At 67.4% G+C, this 21,094-nt stretch carries 15 protein-coding genes and 3 pseudogenes; 7 read left to right on the top strand and 11 right to left on the bottom strand.

Annotated elements, in window-relative coordinates; translation table 11 throughout:
* Nucleotides 1-53: 53 nt before the first annotated feature.
* From argB to AB0H61_RS17770, 4 genes and pseudogenes are all read right to left on the bottom strand, one after another.
* Complete coding sequence (gene argB, locus AB0H61_RS17755) at nucleotides 54-953, bottom strand: acetylglutamate kinase (RefSeq protein ID WP_357305343.1); 900 nt, start codon at nucleotides 951-953, stop codon at nucleotides 54-56.
* Nucleotides 950-2,167 carry a bifunctional glutamate N-acetyltransferase/amino-acid acetyltransferase ArgJ gene (gene argJ, locus AB0H61_RS17760; protein WP_357305346.1) on the bottom strand — a complete coding sequence of 406 codons (1,218 nt, stop codon included), beginning with the start codon at nucleotides 2,165-2,167 and terminating at the stop codon, nucleotides 950-952. Before argJ ends, argB begins: the two co-directional genes overlap by 4 nt.
* Complete coding sequence (argC, locus tag AB0H61_RS17765; RefSeq protein ID WP_357305349.1) at nucleotides 2,164-3,222, bottom strand: N-acetyl-gamma-glutamyl-phosphate reductase; 1,059 nt, start codon at nucleotides 3,220-3,222, stop codon at nucleotides 2,164-2,166. Before argC ends, argJ begins: the two co-directional genes overlap by 4 nt.
* A gap of 34 nt (nucleotides 3,223-3,256) precedes the next feature.
* Nucleotides 3,257-4,124: pseudogene (locus AB0H61_RS17770) on the bottom strand (cation:proton antiporter).
* Between the two features lie 116 nt (nucleotides 4,125-4,240).
* On the opposite strand from AB0H61_RS17770, the gene AB0H61_RS17775 reads away from it, so the two are divergent.
* Nucleotides 4,241-5,014, top strand: a complete 774-nt coding sequence (locus AB0H61_RS17775; protein WP_357305352.1) for an isocitrate lyase/phosphoenolpyruvate mutase family protein — start codon at nucleotides 4,241-4,243, stop codon at nucleotides 5,012-5,014.
* Between the two features lie 262 nt (nucleotides 5,015-5,276).
* On the top strand, nucleotides 5,277-6,041 hold the full coding sequence (locus AB0H61_RS17780; protein ID WP_357305354.1) for a VOC family protein: 765 nt from the start codon (nucleotides 5,277-5,279) through the stop codon (nucleotides 6,039-6,041).
* Between the two features lie 63 nt (nucleotides 6,042-6,104).
* Here the strand turns inward: AB0H61_RS17780 and AB0H61_RS17785 are convergent, their stop codons facing one another.
* Nucleotides 6,105-9,554: an aminoglycoside phosphotransferase family protein gene (locus AB0H61_RS17785; RefSeq protein WP_357305357.1), complete on the bottom strand. Its 3,450-nt coding sequence runs from the start codon at nucleotides 9,552-9,554 to the stop codon at nucleotides 6,105-6,107.
* A 148-nt stretch (nucleotides 9,555-9,702) separates the two neighbouring features.
* Nucleotides 9,703-10,194: a pyridoxamine 5'-phosphate oxidase family protein gene (locus tag AB0H61_RS17790; RefSeq protein WP_357305360.1), complete on the bottom strand. Its 492-nt coding sequence runs from the start codon at nucleotides 10,192-10,194 to the stop codon at nucleotides 9,703-9,705.
* Nucleotides 10,195-10,257: 63 nt separating this feature from the next.
* Between AB0H61_RS17790 and AB0H61_RS17795 the strand changes: the two are divergent.
* Nucleotides 10,258-11,244: pseudogene (locus tag AB0H61_RS17795) on the top strand (YafY family protein).
* A gap of 53 nt (nucleotides 11,245-11,297) precedes the next feature.
* Here AB0H61_RS17795 and AB0H61_RS17800 read toward each other — a convergent pair.
* Complete coding sequence (locus tag AB0H61_RS17800; protein WP_357305363.1) at nucleotides 11,298-12,566, bottom strand: epoxide hydrolase; 1,269 nt, start codon at nucleotides 12,564-12,566, stop codon at nucleotides 11,298-11,300.
* A gap of 62 nt (nucleotides 12,567-12,628) precedes the next feature.
* Here AB0H61_RS17800 and AB0H61_RS17805 point away from each other — a divergent pair, with 62 nt between their 5' ends.
* A complete protein-coding gene (locus tag AB0H61_RS17805) occupies nucleotides 12,629-13,597 on the top strand; it encodes a WYL domain-containing protein (RefSeq protein ID WP_357305365.1) in 969 nt (322 codons plus the stop codon).
* Nucleotides 13,598-13,605: 8 nt separating this feature from the next.
* On the opposite strand, the pseudogene AB0H61_RS17810 reads toward AB0H61_RS17805, so the two are convergent.
* The 3 genes and pseudogenes from AB0H61_RS17810 to AB0H61_RS17820 form a co-directional block, all read right to left on the bottom strand.
* Nucleotides 13,606-14,228 (bottom strand): annotated as a pseudogene (locus AB0H61_RS17810) (hypothetical protein).
* A gap of 1 nt (nucleotide 14,229) precedes the next feature.
* Nucleotides 14,230-14,412: a hypothetical protein gene (locus AB0H61_RS17815; protein WP_357305367.1), complete on the bottom strand. Its 183-nt coding sequence runs from the start codon at nucleotides 14,410-14,412 to the stop codon at nucleotides 14,230-14,232.
* Nucleotides 14,413-14,426: 14 nt separating this feature from the next.
* On the bottom strand, nucleotides 14,427-15,734 hold the full coding sequence (locus AB0H61_RS17820; RefSeq protein ID WP_357305369.1) for an amino acid deaminase: 1,308 nt from the start codon (nucleotides 15,732-15,734) through the stop codon (nucleotides 14,427-14,429).
* 144 nt (nucleotides 15,735-15,878) lie between these two features.
* Here AB0H61_RS17820 and AB0H61_RS17825 point away from each other — a divergent pair, with 144 nt between their 5' ends.
* Genes AB0H61_RS17825 through AB0H61_RS17835 form a run of 3 tightly spaced genes read left to right on the top strand, consistent with a single transcriptional unit; the run spans nucleotide 15,879 to nucleotide 18,136 of the window.
* Entirely contained in the window at nucleotides 15,879-16,925 is a 1,047-nt protein-coding gene (locus AB0H61_RS17825) for a sugar kinase (RefSeq protein ID WP_357305371.1), read from the top strand.
* A gap of 40 nt (nucleotides 16,926-16,965) precedes the next feature.
* Nucleotides 16,966-17,733, top strand: coding sequence for an IclR family transcriptional regulator (locus AB0H61_RS17830; RefSeq protein ID WP_357305374.1), 768 nt, complete (start codon nucleotides 16,966-16,968; stop codon nucleotides 17,731-17,733).
* 1 nt (nucleotide 17,734) lies between these two features.
* On the top strand, nucleotides 17,735-18,136 hold the full coding sequence (locus AB0H61_RS17835; RefSeq protein WP_357305377.1) for a RidA family protein: 402 nt from the start codon (nucleotides 17,735-17,737) through the stop codon (nucleotides 18,134-18,136).
* Nucleotides 18,137-18,234: 98 nt separating this feature from the next.
* Here the strand turns inward: AB0H61_RS17835 and ppc are convergent, their stop codons facing one another.
* Nucleotides 18,235-21,000, bottom strand: coding sequence for a phosphoenolpyruvate carboxylase (gene ppc / locus AB0H61_RS17840; protein ID WP_357305380.1), 2,766 nt, complete (start codon nucleotides 20,998-21,000; stop codon nucleotides 18,235-18,237).
* Between the last annotated feature and the right edge of the window lie 94 nt (nucleotides 21,001-21,094).

The following is a 21,094-nucleotide window of genomic DNA, read 5'->3' on the forward strand; positions in this document are numbered from 1 at the left end:
TCCGTGTTCGCTCAGGTCCCCGACCCTGCGGTGTACATCGCTGACAGGTGCTTTCATGGCTGCGCCCCCGGTGTCACCATGGTGCCGATCCCCTCACCGGTGAACAGCTCCAACAGCACCGAATGCGGGACGCGCCCGTCGATGACGTGCGCGGTCGGCACACCACCTTCGACGGCGCGCAAGCAGGCTTCCATCTTGGGCACCATGCCCGCATCGAGGCGCGGGAGCAACTTCGCGAGCTCGTCGGTATCGATGCGGGTGGCGAGCGAGGAACGGTCCGGCCAGTCGGTGTAGAGGCCCTCGACGTCGGTGAGTATCACCAGCTTCTCGGCGCCGATACCCTCGGCGAGTGCGGCCGCGGCGGTGTCCGCGTTGATGTTGTGCACCACGCCGTCGATATCGGGGGCGATGGTCGAAACCACCGGGATGCGCCCGGCGTCGATCAGGTCGAGTACCGCGTCCGGGTTCACCTCGGTGACATCGCCGACGAGACCGATATCGGTCGGTTCGCCGTCCACGTCGACGGTGCGCCGGGTCGCGGTGAACAGCCTCGCGTCCTCACCGGAGATGCCGACCGCGTACGGGCCGTGCGCGTTGATCAATCCGACCAGCTCGCGGCCGACCTGACCGAACAGCACCATCCGCACCACATCCATCACCTCGGGTGTGGTTACCCGGAAACCGCCGCGGAATTCCCCTTGCAGGCCAAGCTTTTTCAGCATGGCGCTGATCTGCGGGCCGCCACCGTGCACCACTACCGGATGCACGCCGACGGTGCGCAGGAACGCCATATCGGCGGCGAAGGCGCGCTTGAGCTCATCGTCGATCATGGCGTTGCCGCCGTACTTCACGACCACGATCTTGTCGCGGAACTTCTGCAGCCAGGGCAGCGCGTCGGCGAGCACGTGCGCCTTGTCCAGGGCCGAGAGTTCGTGCAGCAGTGGGTGACTCATGAGCTGTAGGCCGAATTCTCTTCGACGTACCCGTGCGAGAGGTCGGTGGTGCGGATCATCGCGGTGCCGTCACCGACGTTCAGCTCGATCAGCACATCGATGTCCATACCGGACAGGTCGACCTGCCTGGCGCCCGGCGCCCCGACACTGTCGACGCAGACCGGATTCCCGTTGAACGACACCGAGATCCGATTCGGGTCCAGGGTGATCGGCGCAATACCCACCGCGGCGAGCACCCGGCCCCAGTTCGGGTCGGAACCGAAAAGCGCCGTCTTGACCAGGGAGTCGCGTGCGACCGCGCGCGCGGCGATGACGGCCTCCGCCTCGCTGACCGCGCCCGTGACGGTGACCCGCACCCGCTTGGTGACGCCCTCCGCGTCGGCCATCAGCTGCGCGGCCAGGTCGTCGCAGACCGCGAGCACCGCGGCGTCGAGTTCCTCCTGCGACGGGGTGACCTCGCTGGCGCCGTTGGCCAGCAGCAGCACGGTGTCGTTGGTGGAGCAGGATCCGTCGACGTCGAGCCGGTCGAAGGTGAGCCGGGTGGCGTTGCGCAGCGCGCGATCCAGCTGTTCGGCGGAGGCGGAGGCGTCGGTGGTCAGCACCACCAGCATGGTCGCCAATGACGGCGCGAGCATGCCCGCACCCTTCGCCATACCGCCGACATTCCACTTGTTCCGATGATGGAATGCCGCTTCCTTGGGCACCGTATCGGTGGTCATGATGGCGTGGGCCGCGTCGAGCCCGCCGGAGAGTCCGCCGCCCATCTCGTGCACGATCTCGGTGACGGCGGGAATCAGCTTATCCATCGGCAGCCGGTCACCGATCAAACCGGTGGAGCAGACCGCGATTTCGCCCGCGCCGGTCTCGGTGCCCCAATTGCTCAGTGCGGCGGCGAGTTCCTCGGCGGTCTGGTGGGTGTCCTGGAAGCCGCCGGGGCCGGTGCAGGCGTTGGCGCCGCCGGAATTCAGAATGACCGCGCGCAACCGGCCCGAGGTCAGCACCTGCTGCGACCACAGCACGGGGGCGGCCTTCACCTGGTTGCGGGTGAACACACCCGCCGCCGCGTACTCCGGGCCCTCGTTGAACACCAGCGCCAGATCGGGTTTCCCGCTGACCTTGATACCCGCCGCGATGCCCGCCGCACGGAAGCCGAGCGGGGCGGTGACGCCCTGGGTCCGAACCAGCTTGCCGCTCTCGCTCTCAATGGTTGTCACGGTGCCACTCCTACGGTGGAAAGTCCTTCGGTCTCGTCGAATCCGACGGCCAGGTTCATGGATTGCACCGCGGCGCCCGCGGTGCCCTTGGTCAGGTTGTCGATCGCGCCGATCACCACCAGCAGGCCCGCGTCGGCATCCACCGCCACCTGCAGGGTGACCGCGTTGGAGCCGAGGACCGAACCCGTCTGCGGCAGTACCCCTTCCGGCAGCAGGTGCACGAAAGGTTCGTCGGCGTAAGCCTTTTCATAGACGGCACGAGCCTCGGCGGCGTCGACCTTGATGGGTGCCGTGCAGGTCGCGAGGATGCCGCGCGGCATCGGCGCGAGCACCGGGGTGAACGAGACGGTGACCTCGGCGCCGCCCGCCGCGCCCAGATTCTGCGCGATTTCGGGGGTGTGCCGGTGCGCGCCCGCGATGCCGTAGGCGCGGACCGAGCCCATTACTTCCGAGCCGAGCAGGCTCACATCCAGTTTGCGCCCGGCGCCCGAGGTGCCGCTGACCGCGACCACGGTCACCGTGGGTTCGACGATTCCGGCCGCGATGGCGGGCGCCAGCGCCAGGCTGGCCACCGTCGGGTAGCAGCCCGGGACCGCGATCCGGCGCGCGCCGCGCAGCCGTTCGCGACCGCCGGGGAGCTCCGGCAGACCGTAGGGCCAGCTGCCCGCGTGGGCGCTGCCGTAGTATTTGGTCCACGCCGCCGCGTCCCGCAACCGGAAATCGGCACCGCAGTCGATGATCACCGTCGACTCCGGCAGGGCCTCGGCGATGGCCGCGGACTGGCCGTGCGGCAGGCCGAGGAAGACGACGTCGTGTCCGGCCAATTCCTCGACGGTAGTCGGTGCCAGCACCCGATCCGCCAGCGGCAGCAAATGTGGCTGGTGCTCGCCCAGCGTGCTGCCTGCGTTCGAGCCCGCGGTCAGGGCGCCGATCTCGAGGCGACCCGCGCGGTATCGGGGATGACCGAGCAGCAGGCGCAGCACTTCGCCGCCCGCGTATCCGCTGGCACCGGCAACGGCGACCCGCAAGGTGGGTCCATCCGACGAATCAACCATGAAATGATTATGCACGACTATGCAAGCCCATTCATCACGCGGGTGAGGACTGCGGTGCCCGCTCCCGCGCACCACTGCCGATCAGACAGGCGACCAGCGGGAATACCAGCACGGTCGTCGCACCGGCCGCGACCAGCGTCGAAGCGATATCCTCCGCCATCAGCCCGGCCCCGGTCGCCACCTGGGTGACGGCCACGACGATCGGCAGCCCGGTGGCCGCATACAGTGCGAGCTGGGCCCGCTCCCGCGGCGAGGGCAGGTTCGCCCCGTGCGGAACATAGCGCTCGCTCAACCACACCGGCAGACCTCGCGCGATGGCGATGGAGACCACGAACGACAGCCACCGCAGCGATGACATTGCGACTGCTCAACAGCACAGACATCGCGATGATCGGAGCCGGTTCACCCACCGCGCCGTGCGCCAGTACCGCGCGGCCGAGCGGTTGCTCGAGCACACCCTCCTGCTTGACGATCGGCAGGAGCGTGCCGAGCGCCGTCGAGGTCATGGCGATGGCCACCGCGATCCGGGTGATGGGATCGACGTCCCAGGCGACCAGGGTCAGCAGACCGAGCGCGAACAGCAGGCATACACCCCACACCGCCCAGGCGGTGCGCCCCGGCTTGCCCCGCAACAACGCCGGATCCAGCTCGTATCCGGCAAGGAGGAACAACATGCCGAGGCCGAGTTCGCTCAGCAGATCGACACCGCCGGCGGACCCGGCCCAACCCAGCGCATTCGGGCCCAACACCATGCCGAATACCAGCAGGAACACCACATCCGGCACGTAGCCACGTGATAACCGAGCGGCGGTCGGAGCAAGCATCGCGAACAGCGCTATCCAGAACTTGGACACGATCGGCGACGGCGACGACTCGGTGGCGGCCACGGCGAGCGGGTCCATTCAGCAATCCTGACATACGGCCGCCGATCCGATGGGCGCATGAACGATCTGGTTGCTACGAGATAGCTATCTATTCTCGACGACTCCCGCACCGCATCGGAGGATACGGTCGAGGTATGAACAAGGCGAAGGTCTTCCGCGAGCTGCACCATCGCGATACCCCGCTGGTCCTGCCGAACGCATGGGACTTCGGATCCGCCGCCCTACTGGCGGCCGAGGGATTCCCCGCCATCGGCACCACCAGCCTCGGCGTGGCGGCAGGCGCGGGGCTTCCCGACGGCACCGGCGTCACCCGCGACGAAACGCTGACCCTGGCGACCCGACTGGCGCGGCTGGCGGTGCCGGTGACCGTCGATATCGAGGGCGGTTTCAGCGACGACCCCGATATGGTCGCCGACTACGTCGCGCGGCTGGTCGAGCTCGGCATCGCCGGGGTGAATCTGGAGGACGGACGCGACGAGACGACACTCGCCGTCCCCGGGCAGCAGGCCGAGCTGATCGCGGCGATCAAGGCGCGTACGCCGGAGGTATTCGTCAACGCGCGGATCGACACGCACTGGCTGGAGGTGGATCGTGAATCCACGCTGCTGCGCGCGGCGACATACGAGCGCGCCGGTGCGGACGGCATCTTCGTGCCGGGACTGATCGATCCGGCGGATATCGCCCGAGTGGTCGAGGCGGTGCCGCTGCCGGTCAACATCCTCTACCTGACGGCCGGGCCGACGGTATCCGAACTCACCGCGCTGGGTGTGCGGCGGATCAGCACCGGATCGTTGCTCTACCGGGCGGCACTGGCGGCGACGGTGGATATCGCGCTCGCGGTGCGCGATGGCGCGCCGGTGGCGGGCGGCATTCCGAGCTACCGCGATGTGCAGAACCGCGCCCTATAGATTTCGGCGTCACTGCCGAGGCGTCCGCCGCCTACGACGCGGCCATCGAGAACGCCGTCGAACAGGCATTCCTGGTCGGCCGTCGCGAGACGCGCTGTGAGCAATCGTCCGGGCGGCGCGGCACCCCGGTTATCGCCGAATACATGGGTCCTCCCATCCCGGATATCCGCCGCGCCGAAGTGCGGGAATCAGCCACGCCTGGCGGCATGCGGGTCGAGGATAGGGGCGGTGAACGTCACCGCACGTCACAAAGGAGCGACCCATGGCAGAGATCACGCAGGCCCCGCCGAACGGTACTCCCACCTGGGTGGACCTCGGCATTCCCGATCACCGACGCGCGATGGAGTTCTACAGGGCGGTGTTCGGCTGGGAATTCGAGGAAGGGCCGCCGGAAACGGGTAGCTACACGATGTGTCTGGTGCGCGGCAAACCCGTCGCCGCGCTGATGAAGAACCCCGACCCGGACGCCACCGACTTCTGGTGGAATATGTACTTCGCCACCGACGACTGCGACGGCGCCGTCAAACGCGTCACCGATGCGGGTGGCCAGATCCCGATGGCGCCGATGGACGTCATGGACCAGGGCCGGATGGCGATCGGTATCGACCCGGCGGGCGGTCAGTTCGGACTATGGGAGGGCCGGGCGCATATCGGCGCACGGATCGTCAACGAGCCGGGCGCGATGGTCTGGAACGAACTCGTCACCGCCGAGCCGAAGGCGGCACGCGACTTCTACACCTCCGTCTTCGAATTCACCCTCGAACCGATGGCGGGCTTCGACTACACCGTGCTGCATCGTCCCGACGAGCGACCCATCGGCGGCATCCAGGGCGAGCCGTCCGCACCCAAATCCGCCTGGCTGACCTATTTCGACGTCGACGATGCCGACGCCGCCGTGGCGCGTGGCACCGACGCGGGCGCCGTGGTGACGCTGGCCCCCCAGGACACGCCGTTCGGCCGCATGGCGGGGCTGCGCGACCCGTTCGGCGCGGACTTCCGCATCATCAAATCCACCCAGCCGTCCTGATCCGGCCGGCGTGCCACCGGGATACGCGGTGGCACGCCGCCGCTGGATCGGCCGGGCCGAGGATCAGTACACCGCCCGCAGCGCGGCCTCCACCTCGGCCTCGTCGATCAGCTCGTCCTGACCCCACACCTCCCGTGCGGCGCGAAGCTTCCCGGCCAAGCTGGTCACCAGCGCCCGCTGCGCGTCCGCGGTCGCCAGCCCCTGGGCCAATACCTTGGCGTATCGAACCGAGTCGACGATGACCGATTTGACCCGTTCATGCCGCAGATATGTCCGCAGGTCGCGCTCCCACGCCCCGACCGCGGCGGTCGGCTCGGCGGCTACCCATTCGGTCAGAAAGGTCTCGGATTCCGCCGGGAGATACCCCATCTTGTGCAGGTGGGTCGCTACGTCATAGAGGGGATCTCCGTAAAGTGCCAGCTCCCAGTCGATGAAGACGACGCGGTCATCGCGAATGATCATATTCTTGCGATGCACGTCGGCATGAACTATGCGAAACGGCCTCGCCTCCAACGTGTTCCACGCCGCGACAACACCTTCGAGCGGCTGCTCCGGCAGGCCGAGACGGCGGTACAACGCACCGAAGGTTCCACTGCTCTCGCGGTACACCCGCGCGGTGATGCCGGATAACCGCCGGGCGAATGCCGCGGGGTCGTCGCCGGACCCGCCTACCACCCGGGGCAGCAATTCCCTCGGAATGCCCGACAGGTCAGCGAAGAATGCGGCGACATCATGGGGCACGTGCGGGGGAACCGCCATGCCGCGCGGCGCGATCCGATCCAGCAGCGCGCCGTCGATGTAATCGTGCAGTTGGAATCCGGGTTCGGTCGAATCCCAGCGCAGCCGAGGAGCGGCGCCGACGAACGGCTCGATAGCCCGCAATACCGCGGCCTCCGGCCATTCCCGCAAATCCATCATGTCGGCACCTGCCACGGCGATCCGCACATTGACCACGCCCAAGACACCGTCGACACGAACATTGTGGTTGTAGTACCCCGCCGACGTTTCCGGCCGCAGTCGCGCTTCCCGGTAATAGGCGTACGCGTCGACCCCGAGCACCCGGGCAATCAGCCGCTGGGCGTCCCGATCCATATCGCGATCCGGCGTCGGCGCCTGGATCCGCAGGCGAGCGCCCGCGGCAGCCAAGGCGACATCCGGTTCGATCCACCCGAACAACGCCAGCACCGCCCGTGCAACGAGTACCAGCCCGGGATACACATTCGCCGCCTCGAATTCAGAGATCGCCCAGCGAACGCTGCGGACGGCGTCATCCCGACGCCCGCGCCGGGCGAACACTCCGCCGCGGAACAGCTCGGCCCTGGCCCGGCCGGATCGGTACCCCGCGCGCTCCAGCGTTTCACAGGCATCGGCGAATGCCGCCTCGGCCGCATCCAGCTCACCCAATGACAGCCGCGCCAAACCCAGTGCGGTGTAGGCCTTTCCGAGTTCATGCAAGGCACCGAGCTCGCGTTGACGCTGAATCGCGCCGCCAGCGGCGGCGATCGCCTCGGCGGGGTCGGTCAGTGCGAGCGTTTCGGCTCGATTGGTCGCGATATTCGCCTGGCCGACGACGCTGCCCGCGGCGCGATAGTACGCGTCGGCCTCGCCGAGATAGCGCGCCGCCGCCTCGGTGTCGAAGGCCAACCGATAGGTCAGATGCCGAAGCCGCGCCACATCCCCGAGAAATTCGCGATCGTCGCTGTCCGCGAGAGTGACGAGTTCGTCGCAGAGGTCGAGTGCCTGGCCGAAACGCCCCTGGCACATATGCAGATCGGCCGCCCACTGACCGGCCTGTAACCGAGCTCGACCCGAGCCCTGTGCCCACACCGACGAATAGATGGCCAAGGCATCGTCGGTGTCGCCGAGTATGCGCCGGGCATGCGCCGCGGCGACGGCGAGCCTCTCGGCGATCGGGCCGGTTCGGTTCAGCGCGACGTCACGGGTCAGGCGGTCGGCCTGTTTGGCATCACCGAGCAGTACCGCCGCCTCTGCTTCCAGGCACCGCGTGAGTTCGGACAGCTCCGCCATATCTGTCAGATTCTCATGCGGCTCACGCAAAAAGCCGTCGAGATCGCCGATTACTCCACCGATTCCCTGATTTCCGCCCGCGGCTTCGATCCGATCGACATATTCGAGCAGTGCGACCGCGCTCAGGATGCCCGCGCGAATCCCGTGATAGCCCGCCTCGCGCAGCGCATGTACCCGGCCGCCGGGCGTCTCAGCTCGCGTGCGCCAGATATCGTGCAGCACACGGTGCAGCGTTGCCCGGACCTCGGCATCCAGGCGACGGCGCAGCGCCGTCACCATCAGCTGGTGCAGCTGATAGCGCTGCGCGCCGTCGCTCTCCTGCGCCGCGTACACGAACGAGTACGCGACCAACGACTTCCACGCCGTACCGTGTCCGGGCAGCTCGAATTGCCTTGCCACACCCTGGAAGATCTCGCGGTCGAAGGTCCGCGGCAGGCTGAGCAGTTCCAGCATCCGGACCTCCTCCGGACGCACGTGCTGCAGAAAGCGTTCGAGAATCGCTTCTGGCGAGACGAGTTCGGTAGGCATGACCGAACCCGCGCGGCCGCGAGCGTCGATCGCCAGATGCAGATAGAAGGGAACTCCGGCGCTCGATACCGCGATGGCAGCGCGCTCGGCGGGGTCGTCGACGCCGGAAGAATCGAGCAGCTCGTATCGGGCATCCATGGGCAGGTCATCGACCCGCAACTCCCGCATTCGGGTAGCCCACTCCGGATCGTGTCGTTCCCATCCGAGCGGTTCCCGGCTGGCGATCACCACCAGCCCGGTGTCCAACTGCGCGACGACGTCTCGTAACCACGCATCCGAGGCGGCCGCGCGGCCCTCGCGATCGGTGCCGCCCATCAACGCTTCGTAGGCATCCAGGAACACCACATACGGTCCCTTACCCGCCGTACCGACCTTGAGATCCTCCGCGAACAGGTAGGACACGGCGGCTTCCAGATTGCCCAAACTCAGCTGATCGAGTTCCTGCAATACAGCGTCGTGCCGGATTCGGTGCGTCCGTATGACCCGCCGGGCGCCGGTGTCGAGCAGCCGAGTGGCCGTACCGAAGACCGGAATTCCGGTGGCGTCATTGAGGACTTCGGTCAGTATTTCGCTGTGTTGCGCCAGGGCCAGCGATTCGAAACCCAGCCGCAGATGCGGATGCATGCGCTGCCACAGCACCGCGCAGGCGATATCGAAACGATGGAATTTGATCTTCTGAGTACCGAATTGGACCCGCAGTACGGCCAAGCCGTCGGCCGCTTGGCGATGGCTCGGCACCTGTAAATCGAGCACCGCGGCCGGATTCTTCTTCGCCACTCGCGACCGCAATTCGGCGATGAGGCGCGATTTGCCGATACCGCCGACGCCGCTCAGCAACAACACTCGCGGATGGTTCGCGGCCTCGGCCAGCAATTCGTCGAATCCGGCGAGTACCTGCGCGCGATCCACGAACGGACGTCGAGTGGCCCCGGGCTGAAAACGTGCGGTCAACACCATGGTGTGGTCCCCCTCGTGACGAGCACGCCACGATTCTGTCAGACAGTCGGGGATTGCGCCTCCAAGAAATGCCGACCACGCCCGTATCGGGCGGCGGCGCAGGCGGTATCGGCGTGGCGCGGCCGAAACCGCGCCCTCGGTGTGCGGCTCAGTTCTTCCGCACGACTCGCTCACCTTCGCCCGGCTTCCAGATGGTGATCAGGAGTTCATCCTCGGCCACTTCGACGGTCGACGCGCCGGTCAGATCCGCGACGAAGAAGTGATCGAATTCCTGGCCGCGGATATCGAATCCGCTTTCGTCGAACAGGTCTTGCGCGAAGCGCCGGTGAACCTCCTTGTCCTGCAGATCGATGACGGTGCCGAAGAGTTTCGCATCGCCGTCGCCGACCATGGTGTCGACCGTCGCGGTGTGCAGGCAGAACCGCGGGTCACGCGCCAGATCCTTGAATTTGGTGGTGTTGGGCATACCGGCGATGACGAGCATGCCGTCGAAGATGCGTGGTTCGACCGGACTGATTCGCGGGGAACCATCGGCGCGCAGCGTACCGAGCATGCAGAGGTTACCCGTCGCCTTGTGCCGACGGGTGAAGACGGTCGCGATCTTCGGTGCTTCTTCGGTGAACTCGGTCCATTGGGTCATGAGAAGGACGATACGGATCAACCTTGACATCTTCTGTCAGGTTTCAATGACTAATCTCGGACGATGCGCGCGAGTCGATTGGTCCAACTGCTGCTGCTATTGCAGACCCGGAGCCGCATCACTGCGCCCGAACTCGCCGCCGAACTGGAGGTGTCGGTGCGGACCGTGTATCGCGACGTCGAGGCGCTGGCCGCGGCGGGCGTACCGGTGTACAGCGAGCCGGGCCGGGCGGGCGGGGTGCGGCTGGTGGACGGGTACCGCACCCGACTGACCGGGCTGACCTCCGAGGAGGCCGACGCCGTGCTGCTGGCCGGGCTCCCGGACGCCGCCGCCGATCTCGGACTCGGCACGGTCATGGCGACCGCCCAGCTGAAGGTGCTGGCCGCATTGCCTCCGGAACTGCGCGGACGCGCCACCCGCATCGCGGAGCGCGTCCACATCGACGCCCCCGGTTGGTTCCACCGTCCCGACGAAACCCCGACCCTGGCCGCCATCGCCGATGCGCTCTGGCACGACCGCAGGGTGCAGGTGCGCTACGGCCGCAAGGACCGCACCGTCGAACGCCTGCTCGATCCGCTCGGCCTGGTACTCAAGGCGGGCACCTGGTACCTGGTGGCCGGGCACCGCACCGATATCCGCTCGTACCGGGTGAGCCGCATCGAGGCGGCGACGCCGACCGACGAATTCTTCACCCGCCCGTATGATTTCGACCTTTCGACGCACTGGACCGAATCCCAGGAGGACTTCGCCCGGTCCATGCTGCGAGTCCGCGCCCGCTGCCGCATCGATGCGGCGCAGCTGCGGCTGCTGCGCCTGGGCTTCGAACCGGCCGCGGTCACCGAAGCTTTCGCATCGATGACCGAACCCGATGCCGAGGGATGAGTCGAAGTCACCCTCGCCTCCGAATCGTATCCGGTTCTCCTGCACGGTATTCTGCAGCTCGGCGACCATGCGGAGATCCTCGGCCCGCCGGAGCTGCGGGAGCAGATGTCGGCGATCGCCACCGCGATGGCGGAGCGCTATCGCGGCCCCGGGCCCGCCGACGCCTGACACCCACGTGCCACTTCGTTTCGCGCGCAACGGAATCCCGTCGGAACGCCGAATTACCGCAGCGGACGGAAGAATTCGCGAATATCCTGAGTCAGTAGATCCGGCGCCTCCATCGCGGCGAAATGCCCACCGCGGTCGTATTCGGTCCAGCGCACAATGGTGTGCTGATCTTCGGCGATCTTGCGGATGGACAGATCGCCAGGGAATATCGCGGCGCCGGTGGGGACGCCGGAATTCTTCAATGCCGCACCCCACGCCTCGGATTCGCTGTAGAGGCGAATGGAGGAGGCGAAGGTCTTGGTGAACCAATAGAGGCTGACATTGGTGAGCAGCGCGTCGCGGTCCACGGCGTCCTCGGGCAGTTCTATGGCCGGGTTGGTCCAGCGCTGGAACATGTCGACAAGCCAGGAGAGCAGGCCCGCGGGCGAATCGTGCATGCCGATCGCCAGGGTCTGCGGCCGACCGGCCTGCACCATCGCGTACCCGAAACGGGTGTAACTCTCCGGCCCGATCATGGCCGCGAGCTTTGCCTGATCCTCCGGGCTGTACTCGGATTCACCACCGCCCCAGGGCTGTTCGTCGCCCCGCGCCTGCCCTGTATCCACACCGGACCCGGCGGCCGGGTACTGTTCACCCCATCCTTGTTCGCCTTCATCGGAATCCGCACCCCACGATTGTTCATCCCACGCGGGCACGGTGATCGGCCCGTTCACGTGAATCCCGGCGAGATGATCGGCCGCGATGCGCCCCAATTCGGTCGCGGTGAAGAACCCCGCGTCGCCGCCCTGCGCCCCGTACCGGTCGTAGCCGAGTCGCGCCATCAATTGCGCGACGACCCGCGCGTAGTGCTCGGTGGACCCGGCCCCGGCCTCGGGACCGACCCCGGAGAACGCGAATCCGGGCAGCGACGGAATCACCAGGTGGAACGCATCGGCCGGATCGCCACCGTGCGCCCGCGGATCACTCAACGGCCCGATCACATCCAGGAATTCGACGAACGACACGGGCCAGCCGTGGTTCAACACCAGCGCGAGCGCATCCGGTTCCGGCGAGCGCACATGCAGGAAATGCACCCGCTGCCCGTCGATCTCGGTGACGAATTGCGGCAGTTCGTTCAACCGCGCCTCCACGACGCGCCAATCGAATCCGGTGCGCCAGTACTCGGCCAGCGGCTTCAGGTACGAGACCGGCATGCCCTTGTCCCAGCCGACGCCGGACATGTCCTCCGGCCAGAGCGTATTCGCCAGACGGGCGTGCAGATCGTCGAGTTGCGCCTGCGGGATGTCGATGTGGAAGGGCAGGATGTCCTCTTCATTGCTCATGAAATCCACGCTAGAGCGCCCTTAGGACAGCTTCCTTCCTAATTTTCTGCGATGCTGAATTCATGGTGGAAACCTCCGCTCGCCTGCTGAAGCTGCTCGCGTTGTTGCAGACGCACCGCGATTGGAGCGGCGCCGAACTCGCCGACCGGCTCGGTGTCACCGGCAGGACCGTACGCCGCGATGTGGAGCGACTGCGTGAACTCGGCTATCCGGTACACGCCACCCAGGGCGCCGCGGGCTATCGGCTGGGCGCGGGCGCCGCACTGCCTCCGCTGCTACTGGACGACGAGGAGGCGGTGGCGGTCGCGGTGAGCCTGCGCAGCGCCTCGGATGGCAGCGTCGGCGGTATCGAGGAGGCCGCACTGCGCGCCCTGTCCAAGCTGGAGCAGGTGCTGCCGCCGCGACTGCGGCACCGGGTGTCCACGCTGCGCGGTGCGACGGTTCGGGTCGGCACCCCGGCGGCACGGGTGGATCCGGATACCCTGATGACGATCGCCGAGACCTGTCAGCGTCACGAACAGTTGCGCTTCGACTATCACGCGCACGACGGCGCGACCGGCATCCGAAAGACGGAGCCGCACAGCCTCGTTCACTTCAGCAGGCACTGGTATCTGGTGGCCTGGGACGTGGATCGCGACGACTGGCGCACCTTCCGCGTCGACCGAATCACCCCGCGAATCCCCACCGGCCCCCGTTTCACACCGCGCGAGCTACCGGAAGGCGATGCCGCGGCGTATCTCTCGCGCCGACTGTCCCAACGCGCCTGGCCGCACCAGGCCACCGCGACGCTGCATGCCGCCGCCGAAACCGCCGCCGCCCGGATCTGGCCGGGCATGGGGGTCGTCGAGACGGTCGACGAGCACACCTGCCGCCTCCATATCGGCGCGGAAAGTCCGGAGGCCCTGGTGTGGATGATCACCGCGATCGACCTCGATTTCACGCTGCTCACCGGCCCACCCGAACTCGTCGCGGCGCTCCGAGCTCAATCCACCCGCTGTGACCGCGCCCTGCGCGACTTTCCACAGGCGTAATGCGATCCTCAGCTGACGATGGTGAACAGCGTCGCCGCCACCGCGAAGCTCACCACCGACAGCACCGTCTCCAGCACCGTCCAGGTCTGCAGGGTCTGCTTCGCCGTCAGGTTGAAATATTTCGAGATGATCCAGAACCCGCCGTCGTTGACGTGGCTGAGAATGATCGACCCCGCCGCGATCGACATGGCGATCAACGCGATCGACATCTGCGAGTACCCCTGGTTCGCGACCAGCGGCGCCACGATGCCGCCGGTGGTGACGATCGCGACGCGGACGAGCCCTGGGCGATGCGCAGTCCGCAGCGGATCTCGTCGGCGGTCGCCGCGCGCTGTTCGCTGCCGACAACAAGCAGCCGCAGCGTGCCCTGCGGAACCAGGTAGGCGGTGTTCGGTGTGATGCCACGGTCCAGCCGGGCCAGGTATTCGGCGACGCTGCGCCAGGAGAAGTCCAGATCGGCTGGATTGCCGTTCCAGCCCGCGATCTGGCGGCGCAGCACCGCCAGCGTCGGCTCGTCGATCGGCGCATAGGACAGGCCGTCCTGGCCGATCACCTCCGTGGTGATGCCCTGGCTGATCTTCGGGAAGTGCCCGGGTTCGGTGAGCAGATGCAGGTCCGAATGGGCGTGCATATCAATGAAGCCCGGGGCCAGCACGGCGCCGGGCGAGGGATCGATGATGGCGTGCGCCGTCGGTCAGCGCGCCGGGGGCGGTGATCCGGCTGATGCGGCCCCGGTCGATCGCGACATCGCCGCGGAAATGCGGTGCGCCGGTGCCGTCGATGATGTCGACATCGCGAATCACTAAGTCCGTCATCGGCCGTCGATTCGTCAGAAGAAGGTGTGCAGTAGATCGACGACGCGGGGGCGCTCGGCGTTCGCGTCATCGATGACCGGGATCAGTCGCCATTTGTCGAAGGCCGTGCACGGATGTGACAGACCGAGCCGGACGACCGAGCCGACGGGTACTTCGTCTGCGGTGCCGCCCGGCAGCCGCAGGAAGGCGTGCTGATCATTGAGCGCGCCGATGGTGGCACCCGAGCGCAGCGGCACGGAAACATCCTTTCCCGTAATACATTGCGGTACTGGAAGCCCCAGATCGTAGGGCACATCACGCTTGCCCGCGTCCAGCAACGCGAGCTCCGGTTCCGGACGGGAAACGGTGCGCGCCCACCCGTGCATCGCCGACCGCAGCGGCCGCTCGGTGCGCGCGGGCGTCAACGGCGAGATACCGGCGTAGAAGCCGTCGTCGTGAATGACGTACGCACCGGAGCGCAATACGACCGTGGTCGGAATACCCTGTGTGCCTTGTTCGTCCGCGAGACGGGCCAGATGTTCGACGACCAGGTCCTGGTAGGCACTGCCGCCCGCGGTGATGATCGCGGTGTCGCGGTACGACCCGGCGGGGGCGAGTTCCCGGTGCAGGCGACCGAGTTCATCCAGGTAATGATGTACGGCCGCGAGCGCGTCCGGCGTTCGGTCATGCGCGAGGGCGGCCTCGTATCCGCCGACACCGGCCAGTTCCAGACGCTCGCAGCGCCGCACTGCTCGGGCGATGGCGTGCGCGTCCTCGACGCGGCGCGCACCGGTGCGGCCGTGCGGCCCACCGAGTTCCACGACCACCCGTACCACCGCCGTGCCGGGGGCCGAGCGCAGGTGCCGATCCATGAGTTCGACCGTCGCGACGCTGTCCACCCAGCTGATGAACTCGAATTCCGGATCGCGCTCCAATTCCGCTGCGAGCCAGTGCAATCCGATCGGATCGACGAGGGCATTGGCCAATACGATGCGGCCGACGCCGAAGGAGCGCGCGACCTGCACCTGCCACCCGGTGGCGAAGGTGATGCCCCAGCAGCCGGCCACCAGCTGCTGTGCCCACAGCTGGGGCGCCATCGTGGTCTTGCCGTGCGGGGCCAGCCGCACCCCGGCGGTCTCCGCCCAGTCCCCCATCACCGCGATATTGACGGCCACCGCGGCCCGATCGATGGTCAGCAGGGGTGTTTGGAAGTCATCGAGATAAGGCGCTGTGGCCAGGAAGTCCCGGACCGTGCGACCCCACGCCGCGGGCGGTAGACCCTTGTGCTCCGGTCCGAGCCTCCGATCCGCTAGCGCTGCAACGGCTTTCTCATCGATCGCCACGGCGTTCCTTCCCGCGAGCCCGCATCCTCACGCATTCATATCCCGCATGCATTGCATATTTTGCAACATTGGTTGCATATCGTGTTTTGCCTGGTTATTGTGCACGTGATGGCCTGTGGCCGCAAGCACGGGAAGGGGATCGATGTGACGTGGCCTACGCCGGCCCGCCCACGGGCGGTGACCGTCGGCGAGGGGCTCGCCGTACTGGTGGCCCGGCCCGGACCGCTGGAGGACTCGGAGAGCTTCGAGCGCACCGCGGGTGGCGCAGAGGCGAATGTGGCCACGGTGCTCGCCCAGTTGGGGGTCGATGCCGCATGGATCTCCCGGGTCGGCGCCGACGGGTTCGGGCGGTATCTGGTGGACCACCTCGCGCGGCGCGGCGTCGATGTCTCCGCCGTAGTCACCGATCCGGCCCGCCCGACCGGGCTGTATGTGAAGGAGCCTGGCGCGGGCTCGGGCCGGGCAACCGACCTGGCGGCGAGCGCGAGCCGAATGCTGTACTACCGCAACGGTTCCGCGGCCAGCGCCCTCTCCCCCGCCGACCTCGCCGAGCCCGCCGCCGCCGAACTGCTCGAGCGCTGCGACCTGGTGCACTGCACCGGCATCACGGTGGCGCTGTCGGAGTCGGCGACCGCGCTGACCGAATCGCTGATGGCGCGACCTCGGCGCGATCGGCTGGTCTGCTTCGATCTGAACTACCGGCCCGCGCTGTGGGCCGGACGCGTCGAACGGGCACCGGAGGTGCTGGCTCGGCATGTGCGCGGCAGCGATGTGGTGTTCCTCGGCGCGGACGAGGCGAACGAGGTGTTCGGCACCGGTGACGCCGATCGCATGCGCGTGCTGTTCCCGGAGCCCAGCCATCTGATCGTGAAGAACGACGGCAACTCCGTCACCGGGTTCTCCGGCACCGACCGGGCCGAGATCCCCGCGCTGTGCATCGATGTCACCGAGCGGATCGGTGCGGGCGATGCCTTCGCGGGCGGTTATCTCGGGGCGCTGCTGCAGGGCAGGCCGCTCGACCAGCGCCTGCGCTTCGGGCACCTGTGTGCCGCGGCCACGCTGACCGGAACCGGCGATGTCGCCGAGCTCCCGCGCGCCGCCGTACTCGAGCAGCTGGCGACCTTGGACGAATCCGAGTGGGCGCGTGTGGATTACCTCGCGTCGACAATGGCAGAGAATGTGCGGTCATGAGTCAACGCAGCGAACGAATCACCGGTAGGAAGGCACAGTCATGAGTCAGAGTTTGTCGCGCGCGTTGACCATCCTCGTATCGCTCGGGGAGGATTCACGATCGCTGGATCAGCTCGCGACACAACTCGGCGTCCATAAATCGACGGTGCTGCGGCTGCTCCAGACCATGGAGGCACAGCGTTTCGTCACCCATGACAGCCAGCACCGGTATGTGCTGGGCTCGCGGCTGTTCGAGCTGGCCAACCACGCGCTCGAGCAGCGGGACGTCCGCACCTTGGCCCGGCCGCACCTGACCGCGCTGAATGCCGCCACCGCGCAGACGATTCACCTCGCCACCTACGAATCCGGTGAGGCGATCTATATCGACAAGCTGGACGCGACCCAGAGTTTGCGCATGTACTCGCGGGTGGGCAGGCCCGCCCCATTGCACTGCACGGCGGTGGGCAAGGTGCTGGTCGCCGCGCAGCCGCGCTCCGAATGGCGCGCGATCGCGGAGCGGCTGGACTATCGCGCCTTCACCGACCGCACCATCCGGACCCCCGAGCATTATCTGGCCGAACTGGAAGTCGTTGCCGCCCAGGACTATGCGGAGGACCACGAGGAGCACGAAAGCTTCGTCAACTGCATCGGGGTTCCGGTACGCAACGGCACCGGCGCGGTGGTCGCGGCGGTGTCCATGTCGGTGCCGGACATGCTGCTCGACCACGATCAAGTGCTCGCCGAGCTGCCGCGGGTGCGCGCCGCCGCCGACGCCATCTCCACCGAACTCGGCTGGACTTCCGGCCGTTCCACGTCGATGAAAGGCTGAGATGAAGATTGCCGTCCGCACCACCGACGCCCCCGCGCCCGCCCACACCTTCTCCCAAGGTGTGCGCAAGGGTCCCTTCGTCCAGGTCTCCGGCCAGGGCCCGGTGGACCCCGCCACCGGCGAATACCTGTACCCGGGTGACGTTGCCGCCCAAACCATCCGGACCTTGCAGAACGTCAAGGCGATCGTCGAGGCGAGCGGCGCCACCTTCGACGACGTGGTGATGCTGCGCGTCTATCTGACCGACCGCGAGAACTTCGCCGTCATGAACGACGCCTACGGCGCATTCGTCACCGCGAACACCACCGGCGACGTCCTGCCCAGCCGCACCACGGTATTCACCGGACTGCCCCGCGAAGAGATGCTGGTGGAAATCGACGCCGTCGCCATTGTCGCGGAATAGGCCACCCCGCAGCACCTTCGCACCACGGCGGCGGACTCAGTGGCAGCGACCAAGCGACTTCCGAGACCGCTGAACTACCCGCGAAGGGTTCGACCGCGCTAGCCCGAGTTGCGCAGGGCGGTGGCGAGACCGTTCATGGTGAGCAGGATGCCGCGTTTGACCAGTTCGGAGTCTTCGCCCGCGCGCAGGCGGCGTAGCAATTCGACCTGCATCTGGTTGAGCGGCTCCAGGTACGGGAAGCGATTGTGGATGGACTCGGCCAGCGACGGGTTGTCGGCGAGCAGGTGGTCGTTACCCGTGATGGCGGCGTGCATGCGGATGGTGCGGGCGTGCTCGTCGCGAATCATGCCGAAGATGGTGTCGCGCAGGGCCGTATCCTCGACCAACTCGGCGTAGTGGGCCGCGATGTCGAGATCGCTCTTGGCCATCACCTGGGCCAGATTGGACAGCACAGTGCGGAAGAACGGCCACCGCCGGTAGAGATTCGAGAGGGTGGCCAGGCGCTCGGCGTCACCACCGACCCACTCCTCCAACGCCGTTCCGGTGCCGTACCAGCCGGGCAGCATCACCCGGGCTTGGCTCCAGGACATCACCCAGGGGATGGCGCGCAGATCCGACACCGAGTTGGTGGGCTTACGGGAGGCGGGCCTGCTGCCGATATTGAGGTCGCCGACCTCGGCGACCGGGGTCGACTGACGGAAATACTCCACGAATCCCGGAGTTTCGTGCACCAGCCGGGAGTAAGCGGCGCGAGCGCGAGCCGCCAGCTCGTCCATGAGTTCGTAGGAAGGTTCGGCGTCGGAGCCGAGTCCCTCCACATCCAGCAATGTCGATTCCAGGGTGCCCGCGATCAGCGACTCCAGATTGCGGTGCGCCGCACCGGGTTCGGCGTACTTGGCGGCGATGACCTCACCCTGCTCGGTGAGGCGCAGCGAACCGCGCACCGCACCCGCGGGCTGGGCGAGGATGGCGTCGTAGCTGCGGCCGCCGCCGCGACCGACCGTGCCGCCGCGACCGTGGAACAGCCGCAACCGAATTCCGGTCTTGCGCACCACCTCGGCCAGATCGAGTTCGGCCCGGTACAGCGCCCAGTTCGCGGCCAGATATCCGCCGTCCTTATTGGAGTCGGAGTAGCCGAGCATTACTTCCTGCCGCATACCCTTGGCGGCCACCAGTTCCCGATATACCGGCACCTCCAGCGCCGCCGCCAGGGTCGCCGCGCCGGCACCCAGATCCTCGATGGTTTCGAACAGCGGCACGATGCCCACCGTGCAGTGCGGCGGGCCGTCCGGTTCGCCCGGATCGAGCAGCCCGCCCTCCTTGAGCAGCAGCGCGGCCTCCAACATATCGCTGACCGAGGTGCACATGCTGATGATGTAGTTCGGCACCGTCTCGGCACCCAAGGTGTCGACGACTTCCCGTGCGGCACGGATGATTCCGAGCTCCTTGGCGGCGAGCTCGCTGAGCCGGGCGTGCGGGCCGAGCAGCGGCCGGCGAGTACGCAGTTCGGCGGCGAGCAACTCCACCCGCTGGTGCTCGGACAGACTCGTGTAGTCCTGATGCACCCCCGACCAGGCCAGCAGTTCGGCGACGACCTGCTCGTGCACCTCCGAGTTCTGCCGCATATCCAGACTCTGCAGGTGGAAGCCGAAGGTCTCGATCGCGTGCCGCAGCGCCGCCAACCGGTCGTCGGCGAGCAGATCGTCACCGCTGGCACGCATCGAAGCGTCGATCGCGTCGAGATCGTCGAGCACCGCCTGCGGGGTCGCGTACGGTGGAGCGGCGGAATCGTCGACGACCGCCCCACCCAGCGCCCGCGCGGCGGTTGCCGACAGCCTGGTCCGAATCCCGTGCAGTGCACGGCGATACGGTTCGTCGGCGTGCGAGGCCGGATCCGGATATCCGGAGGCCGCGAGCTCGGCCACGCGTTCGGTCACCGGCACCAGCCGGGCCGACTGCGACAGCGACTTCTCCAGCTCCTCCAACTCCCGCAGATAGCGGCCGAACGCCACCTCCGCCGCCTGATTCGCCGCTTGGCGCACTACATCCGCTGTGACATAGGGGTTTCCGTCGCGATCGCCACCGATCCACGAGCCCGGCCGCAGCATGGGCCGCGGCAGCAGTTCGACACCTGGCCACCGTGAGCGAAGGGCCGCGCGAAGCTCGGCGTTGATCGCCGGGATCACCTCGAACAGGGTGAGCTCGTAATACCGCAGACCGACCGCGATTTCGTCCTGAATACGCAAACGCTGCAACCGAATCAGCGCCGTCCGCCACAGCGCCAGCACCTGACGGCGGATCTGCAATTCGAAATCGGCGCGCTCGCGCTCGGTTTCGGTGTAGCGCTGCCTGCGCCGCATGAGTTCGGTGATGCGGGTCTGCACGTCGAAGACGGTCCGCCTGCGGGTCTCGGTGGGGTGCGCGGTGATCACCGGGGAGACCAGCGCGTCGGCCAGCAGGTCGGCGACGTCGGTGCCGTCCAGTGCCGCCGCGTCCAGCTTGCGGTAGGTGGCGGCCAGCGAGGAATCCTGCGGCGGCTCCCCCGCCGCCTCGTGCGCGGCCCGGCGCCGGTCACGCTGCAGGTCCTCGGCCAGATTGGCCAGCAGAACGAAGTAGCTGAAGGCCCGGATCAATGGCAGCGCCACCGCGATATCCACGCCTTGCAACATCTGCGCTACCGCGCTGCGCCCGACCTCCTCGCGCCGCACCCGGAAGGCCTCGATGCGCACCCGCTCGATCAGGTCGAATACTTCGGGGCCCTCGTGATCCCGGATGGTGTCGCCGAGCACGCCTCCGAGAAACCGGATGTCGTCGCGCAGCGGCCGGATGGCGTCCTGTTCCGTCTCGATCCGCGGTTCGGTCATGGGTCCGACACTACTGCCGGAACCGCCCGAGCAAACGCTCGGACCCGCTCAGATCACATTCGCCGGAACTCCGGTCCGACGCCGCCGCGGCGTC

The organism is Nocardia sp. NPDC050710, assembly GCF_040654375.1.
Lineage (GTDB): Bacteria > Actinomycetota > Actinomycetes > Mycobacteriales > Mycobacteriaceae > Nocardia.